The organism is Pseudomonas sp. 18.1.10 (assembly GCF_024655625.1).
Lineage (GTDB): Bacteria > Pseudomonadota > Gammaproteobacteria > Pseudomonadales > Pseudomonadaceae > Aquipseudomonas.
Map to the genome: position 1 here is coordinate 1 of NZ_JANLGL010000344.1, position 4,038 is coordinate 4,038.

Below are 4,038 nucleotides of genomic sequence, written 5' to 3' on the forward strand. Positions count from 1 at the left end.
GCGGTGGGTCAGTGAAAGATGTCTCGACTGAAACACCGCATTCGCGAGCAAGCCCGCTCCCACACAAGCCCTATCCCACATTGGGGTTTGGTGTTGGGGCTTAGAACGCATCACCGGGAATGCGCACAAAGCCTTCCATCAACACCCGCGCACTGCGGCTCATGATGGCCTTCTTCACCACCCACTCCCCGTTGACTTCACTGGCTTCGGCGCCCACCCGCAACGTGCCGGACGGATGCCCGAAGCGCACCGCATTGCGCTCCACACCACCGGCCGCCAGGTTGACCAAGGTCCCGGAAATCGCCGCCGCCGTGCCAATCGCCACCGCTGCCGTGCCCATCATCGCGTGGTGCAGCTTGCCCATGGACAGCGCGCGCACCAGCAAATCCACATCGGCGGCCTTGATCGCCTTGCCGCTGGAGGCCACGTAGTCCGCAGGCTTGGCGACAAACGCGACCTTCGGCGTGTGCTGGCGCTGGGCGGCTTCGTCCAGGTGCTTAATCAAGCCCATGCGCAGCGCGCCGTAGGCCCGCACGGTTTCGAACATCGCCAGGGCCTTGGGGTCGCTGTTGATCGCACCTTGCAGCTCGGTGCCGGTGTAGCCGAGGTCTTCGGCGTTGATGAAAATCGTCGGGATACCGGCGTTTATCAGCGTCGCCTTGAAGGTGCCGACGCCCGGCACTTCCAGGTCATCCACCAGGTTGCCGGTGGGGAACATCGAACCACCGCCGCCCTCTTCTTCCGCCGCCGGGTCCATGAATTCCAACTGCACTTCGGCGGCCGGGAACGTCACGCCGTCCAGCTCAAAGTCGCCGGTTTCCTGCACCGCGCCCTCGGTGATCGGCACGTGGGCGATGATGGTCTTGCCGATATTGGCCTGCCACACGCGCACCACGGCCACGCCGTTGTGGGGCACGCGGGAGGGGTCGATCAATCCCGCGCTGACGGCAAACGAACCGACCGCCGCCGACAGGTTGCCGCAGTTGCCGCTCCAATCCACAAACGGTTTGTCGATGGACACCTGGCCGAACAGGTAGTCCACGTCGTGATCGGCGCGCGTGCTTTTGGCCAGGATCACCGTCTTGCTGGTGCTGGACGTGGCGCCGCCCATGCCGTCGATCTGCTTGTCGTAGGGATCGGGGCTGCCGATCACCCGCAGCAGCAGGGCATCCCGTGCAGCCCCCGGCACCTGCGCCGCTGTCGGCAGGTCGGTGAGGCTGAAAAACACGCCCTTGCTGGTGCCGCCACGCATGTAGGTGGCGGGAATCTTGATTTGCGCTGCATGTGCCATGGTTACCCCTCAGGCCGTCGCCGCCGATTCCAGGAAGTCCTGGGCAAAACGCTGCAACACGCCGCCCGCCTCGTAGATCGACACTTCTTCGGCGGTGTCCAGGCGGCAGGTCACCGGCACTTCGACACGTTCGCCATTCTTGCGGTTAATCACCAGGGTCAGCGTCGCACGCGGGGTGCGCGCGCCGACCACGTCGTAGGTTTCGCTGCCGTCGATGTTCAAGGTGTGGCGGTCGGTGCCCGGCAGGAACTCCAGGGGCAGCACGCCCATGCCCACCAGGTTGGTGCGGTGGATGCGCTCGAACCCTTCGGCGGCAATCGCTTCCACCCCGGCCAGGCGTACGCCCTTGGCCGCCCAGTCGCGGGACGAGCCCTGGCCGTAGTCGGCGCCGGCAATGATAATCAGCGGTTGCTTGCGCTCCATGTAGGTTTCGATGGCTTCCCACATCCGCGTGACTTGGCCTTCAGGCTCGATCCGCGCCAAGGAACCCTGCTTGACCTTGCCGTTTTCCTGCACCATTTCGTTGAACAGTTTCGGGTTGGCAAAGGTGGCGCGCTGCGCGGTCAGATGGTCGCCCCTGTGCGTCGCATAAGAGTTGAAGTCCACTTCCGGCAAGCCCATTTTCGCCAGGTATTCGCCGGCGGCGCTGTCGAGCATGATCGCGTTGGACGGCGACAGGTGGTCCGTGGTGATGTTGTCCGGCAGCACCGCCAGCGGGCGCATGCCCTTGAGCGGACGCGCCCCGGCCAGCGCGCCTTCCCAGTACGGCGGGCGGCGGATATAGGTGCTTTGCGGGCGCCAGTCGTACAGCGGCGCGACTTTCGGGCCGGTGTCTTCGTGGATCGCAAACATCGGGATATAGACCTTGCGGAACTGCTCCGGCTTGACCGAGGCCTTGACCACCGCGTCGATTTCTTCGTCGCTCGGCCAGATGTCTTGCAGGCGGATTTCCTGACCGCTGGCGTCGAGGCCAAGCACGTCTTTTTCGATGTCGAAGCGGATGGTGCCGGCAATCGCATACGCCACCACCAACGGCGGCGACGCGAGGAAGGCCTGCTTGGCGTACGGGTGAATACGCCCGTCGAAGTTGCGGTTGCCCGACAGCACGGCAGTGGCGTACAGGTCGCGGTCGATGATCTCTTGCTGGATCACCGGGTCGAGTGCGCCGGACATGCCGTTGCACGTGGTGCAGGCAAACGCCACCACGCCAAAACCGAGTTTTTCCAACTCATGGTCCAGGCCGGCGTCTTCCAGGTACATCGCCACGGTTTTCGAGCCCGGCGCCAACGAGGATTTGACCCACGGCTTGCGCGCCAGCCCCAGCTTGTTCGCGTTGCGTGCCAACAGGCCGGCGGCAATCACGTTGCGCGGGTTGCTGGTGTTGGTGCAACTGGTGATGGCCGCGATGATGACCGCGCCGTCGGGCATTTGCCCCGGCACGTCGTCCCACTGGCCGCTGATGCCTTTGGCCGCGAGGTCGCTGGTGGCGACGCGGGCATGGGGGTTGCTCGGGCCGGCCATGTTGCGCACGACGCTGGACAGGTCGAACGTGAGGCCGCGCTCGTATTGCGCGCCCTTGAGGTCGTCGGCCCAGAGGCCGGTGTGGCGGGCGTATTGCTCGACCAGGGTGACTTGTTCGTCTTCGCGCCCGGTGAGTTTCAGGTAGGCGATGGTTTGCGGGTCGATATAAAACATCGCCGCCGTGGCGCCGTATTCCGGGGCCATGTTGGAGATGGTCGCGCGGTCGCCCAGGGTCAGGGCCGATGCGCCTTCGCCGAAGAACTCCAGCCACGCGCCGACCACTTTCTGTTTGCGCAGGAACTCGGTCAGCGCCAGCACCATATCGGTGGCGGTGATGCCCGGTTGCAGCTTGCCGGTCAGCTCCACGCCAACGCTTTCCGGCAGGCGCATCCACGACGCGCGGCCGAGCATCACGCTCTCGGCTTCAAGGCCGCCGACGCCGATGGCGATCACGCCCAGCGCGTCCACGTGGGGCGTGTGGCTGTCGGTGCCGACGCAGGTATCCGGGAAGGCCACGCCGTCGCGCACCTGGATCACCGGGGACATTTTCTCCAGATTGATCTGGTGCATGATGCCGTTGCCCGGCGGGATCACATCGACGTTCTTGAAGGCCTTTTTGGTCCACTCGATAAAGTGGAAACGGTCTTCGTTGCGGCGGTCTTCGATGGCGCGGTTCTTCTCGAACGCGTCCGGGTCGAAACCACCGGCCTCGACGGCCAGGGAGTGGTCGACAATCAACTGGGTCGGCACCACCGGGTTGACCTGCGCCGGGTCGCCACCTTGCAGGGCGATGGCGTCGCGCAGGCCGGCGAGGTCGACCAGGGCGGTCTGGCCGAGGATGTCATGGCACACCACGCGGGCCGGGAACCACGGGAAGTCGAGGTCGCGCTTGCGCTCGATCAACTGGCTCAGGGACGCATTGAGGGTGGCCGGGTCGCAGCGGCGTACCAGGTTCTCGGCAAGCACGCGGGAGGTGTAGGGCAAGGTGGCATAGGCGCCGGGGGTGATGGCTTCGACAGCCGCGCGGGCGTCGAAGAAATCCAGGCGGCTGCCGGGGAGCGGTTTGCGGAATTCAGTGTTCATCGTCAGGACTCGGTCACGGTAGTTGCGAAAGGAAAAACCGACACTGACTTGCTGTGGAATGCGATCCAAATGTGGGAGCGGGCTTGCTCGCGAAGGCGGTGTGTCATTCCTGTCTCTTATACACATCTGACGCTGCCGACGAT

Annotated in this window: 2 protein-coding genes; both read right to left on the minus strand. The window is 64.8% G+C overall.

Annotation, left to right across the window (positions count from 1 at the left end; translation table 11 throughout):
* Window positions 1-100 precede the first annotated feature (100 nt).
* A complete protein-coding gene (gene prpF / locus NUV89_RS28255; protein WP_257783904.1) occupies window positions 101-1,291 on the minus strand; it encodes a 2-methylaconitate cis-trans isomerase PrpF in 1,191 nt (396 codons plus the stop codon).
* Between the two features lie 9 nt (window positions 1,292-1,300).
* Window positions 1,301-3,895 (minus strand): Fe/S-dependent 2-methylisocitrate dehydratase AcnD, encoded by a 2,595-nt coding sequence (gene acnD / locus NUV89_RS28260; RefSeq protein ID WP_257783905.1) that lies wholly within the window; start codon window positions 3,893-3,895, stop codon window positions 1,301-1,303.
* Between the last annotated feature and the right edge of the window lie 143 nt (window positions 3,896-4,038).